Below are 3,827 nucleotides of genomic sequence, written 5' to 3'. Positions count from 1 at the left end.
GCCGTCCGGGTTGAACCAGCCCGCGGCGAGTTCACCGAGCAGCGCGCCCGCGCCGCCGGCCGCGCAGCCTTCACGGCCTGCCTGCACCGCGCCTGAGGCACACCCCAGCAGCGCGTGCAGCAGGTGCCGCCCCGCCGCGTTGAGCGTGACGCCGCCGTTGCCATCGGGCACGCCCAGGTCGCCGATGGCGTCCGCCCCGAAGGCCGTGCCCGTGCTCAGCAGGCTGCTCACCAGCGCGCCTTCGAGCGCCTTGTCCAGCGGCGTGCCCAGCAGCAGGGCGTTGGCGCTGGCGCGGCCCGCGTGTTCGATGAACTGCTTGCCGAAGTAGGCGCCCATGCCGTCGTTCAGGCCGATGTCCTTGAGGGCCTTGCCGGAGAACTGCAGGTTGTCGCTCAGGCCCTGCACCAGCCCGGCGCCCACCATGCCCACGAGCACCTGCTTGACGGTGTCGCTGGAGCCCAGGTCCTTGAAGACGGCGCTGAGGTCGCCGCCGTTGTTGACGAAGCTCACGGCGGCCGAGCCGGCCAGGGTGGTGAAGCCGGCGTTGATGGCCGCGCCCGCCGCCGTGTAGGCGGTGGCGCCCGTGGCCGTGGTGGTGGTGAGGGCTGCGGCGGTGGCGCTGCTGGTGCCGCCGGCGGCGGCAATGGCCAGATCGGTGCCCATGCCCATGGTGAAGTACGCCACGACCGCCATGAGCAAGGCCGCGCCCACGCCGGTGAGCCCCTGGGCCTCGTGGTCCCATTCGCGCCGTGCCAGTTCGATGGCGCGCCAGTCGACCTCGGGGCGCTGGCTCAGCTCGGCCAGGTACTGCAGGCCGGGCTGGGTGGACAGTTGCCGGATCTTTCGCTGAAGGTCATCGCCCGGGCGATCCACCCCCACATCCACCCCGACACGCAGCGTCTCGTCGATGCTCAGCTTGCCGTGCAGCTCGGTGGCGTTGAGCGTCTCGTGCTCGTGGCCCTGGCTGCGCATCCGCTGCCAGACGCGGTCGCTCTCGTTGTGGCGCTCCACGCTGGCGAGGTCGCGGTCCACGGTGGCGCCCAGGATCAGCTCGCCGGGTGCGGACTGGGCGTCCTCTGGTGCGTCCTCGGCCAGGGCGCTGCGCTCGAAGCGGATGGCCTCGGCCTGCAGCCGCGCGCCCTGCAGCTCGGTGCGCTCGCCCACGCCCACGCGGATCTCGCCGCCGGCACGGATGTCGGTGCCGTGCGCGCGGCTTCGGGCGTGCAGGGCGTCGATCTCGGTGTCGCTGCGGTGGGCGTCGCCATTGAGGCCGCCCAGGCGACGTTCGACCTCGATGTGGCGCTCGCTGACGCGCTGGTCCTGCGCGGCGCCCAGCACGGTGGTGCCGGCCCCGTCGATGTCCACGTTCTCTTCGGCGCGAATGCGCGTGCCTTCGGTGTAGACGCCCGCGCCACCGAGCAGGCTCACGTTGCGTCCGCCCAGTTCGCTGGGGATCGCCTGGCTCTGGCGCAGGGTGAGGTCTTCGGTGACGGTCTTGCGCTTGAAGCTGTCGCCGTGGCGCACGCGGTGGTGCTCGTCCACGCTCAGGCGGCGCTCGCCGGCTTCGAGCAGCAGGGCGGCGGCGGCGCGCGCGTCGACGTCGCCCTGGGCGTCGATGTCCACGGCGCGCCCGAGCAGGTGGCGCCCGGCCAGCATCGTCAGGTCGCCATGGGCCTGGATCGTGGTGCCCTTGTCCTCGCGCCGCTCGCTCCTTTGGCGGTGGTCGGCGCTCCAGTGGATGTCGTCCGTGGCCCCGGTGCTCACCGTGGGCAGCAGCAGGTCGCGGCCGGCGACGAGGACGCTGGGGCCGCTGCCCTGGTTCACCACCTCGGCCGCCTGCAGGCTCATGTCCTGAGCGGCCTGGGCGATCAATACGCCGGCCTCGCCGGTGACCACCAGGCGGGCCTTGCGATCAAGCACGGTGCGCTCATAAGTGCTGTCGCCTGCCGCGGTGGTGGTGCTGCGGGTGGTGCTGGCCACGACGATGTCGCGCCCGGCGTCCAGCAACAGGGCGTCGCGCGCGGCCACTTCCCCGCCTCGCACGTCGATGTCCTGCCGGGCCTTGAGCGCCGTGGTGCCTTCGCTGCCGATGCGCCCGCTGCTGCGGATGCCGTTGGCATCGATGAGCACCAGCTCTCGCCCGGCGACGCTGCCGCCATTGAGGAAGTCGCCGCTGAGGTCGAGATGGACTTGCCGGCCGGCGATCAGGGAGCCATCGGGCGCCAGCTCGCCTTCTCTGGGCATCAGGTAGACCCGGGGCACGAGCGCGGTCACGGTTCGTCCGTCGGGCAGGGTGAGCGCCTGCGCCTCGAGCCAGACGATGTCGCTGGTGAGAGCGGCCACCTGCTCGGCCGTGAGGGTGATGCCCGGCCTGAGTGGGTGGGCCTGGGCGAAGGTGGCGCCGGCCTGCAGCAGGGCCAGGTACTGGGCGTCGTCGTCCGTGTGGTCGCCCAGGAAGCGCTGACCAGTGAGCTGGGCGATCTGCTCGCGCACGAGGCGCTGTTCGAGGAAGCCGTCGCCCAGGCGTTTCTGGAGGGTGTTGGGGTCCAGGTTGAGCAGGGCGAGCTGGGCGCCCGAGTCGGTCCAAGTCCGGGAGGCGGTGAAGCGCGGGTCGGTCTGGAAGAGGACGCCGGACGCCGGGTCGGCCACGGGCTGAAACAGCGCCGAGCGCAGGTTCACGGGCAAGGCCGTGGGCGCATCGGGCGCGTGCTGGCGCGCGCTGGCCACGCTCAGCTGGACTTCGTGCTCACGGGTGCCGCTGTAGGGGGCGTACTCGTGGCGCCGGTCGTCGTTGCACGCCCAGCAGTCTTCCTCGAAGTAGGAGTAGACGGCCTGGCCGCTGATGTCGCTGCGCGCGAGCACGCTGGCGTCGCGGTTGTCCAGGGTGGTGCCCAGCACGCCGAGGGCGCCACCGGCGAGGATCTGGCTCTTGTCGTTGATGGCCGCGCTGGCCTGAATGCGCAGATCGCCGCCAGCGGCGATCTGGCCCGGCTCGCTGTGCAGCACGCGCGGCTCCTGGCGGGTCTCGCTGGCGTCGATCACCGTCCAGTCGCGCAGGGTGCGCGCGGCCACGCTGGCGTTGTAGGCCTCGATCTTGACGTCCAGGGCGTCCTGGCGCTCGCTCTTGTGGATGGCGTACTGCTGGCTCTGCGCCAGCCAGGCCTGGTGGGCCTGCCGCTCGGTGGGGGTGCAGTGGGTGAACTCGGCGGCGCAGTCGGGGCCCGCGAAGCTGGGGGCGGGCCCGGGTGGGGCGACGCCCAGGCGGGCCCAGATGGGGTGATCGCTGGCGTAGGTGTCCACCATGACCGTGGGCTCGTTGCAGTCGTGGCAGAGCACCTGCAGGTGGCGGCTGAGTTCGATCTGGAAGCCGCGATGGCCCCCGCTGGCCGGCACGGCCCACGAGGCGGCCAGGGCGGGGTAGTCGGCGAAGGGGTAGTCCTCGCTGGGCAGCAGCACGCGCGCGCCGGGGTCGTCGGCGTACTCGGTCAGCGAGCCGAAGTTCAGGCCGAGTTCGTCGCTGGCGTAGTCCACGCCCTCGTGGCGCAGGCGCACGTAGGGGGTAGGGCTGCCGGCGACGGGTTCGGTCTCGAAGTGATCGTTGGCGTTGATGAGCACCCGGGCGTCGATGTCCAGATCGCCCAGGGCCTCGATGCGCGCGGAGCGGTTCTCGATGCGATCGGCTGAGAGCGCCATGTCGCCTGCGCTCAGGATCAGGCCTGCGCGCTGGTTGCTGATCGTGTCCCGGGCCTGGATGGACAGATCGCCTCGCGCGGCGATGACGGCGTTCTCGGCATTGACCACGCGCTCGGCGCTGATGGCGAGCTGGT

1 protein-coding gene is annotated in these 3,827 nt (G+C 71.9%); it reads right to left on the bottom strand.

What is annotated here, in order from left to right:
* Nucleotides 1-3,827: DUF637 domain-containing protein (locus GTO19_RS13300; protein WP_291023066.1), on the bottom strand; the 3,827-nt coding region annotated here is incomplete at both ends.

Source organism: Hydrogenophaga sp. (assembly GCF_011772445.1).
In the GTDB taxonomy this organism is placed as follows: Bacteria; Pseudomonadota; Gammaproteobacteria; order Burkholderiales; family Burkholderiaceae_C; genus Hydrogenophaga.
This window is presented reverse-complemented; position numbering and strand designations above follow the sequence as displayed.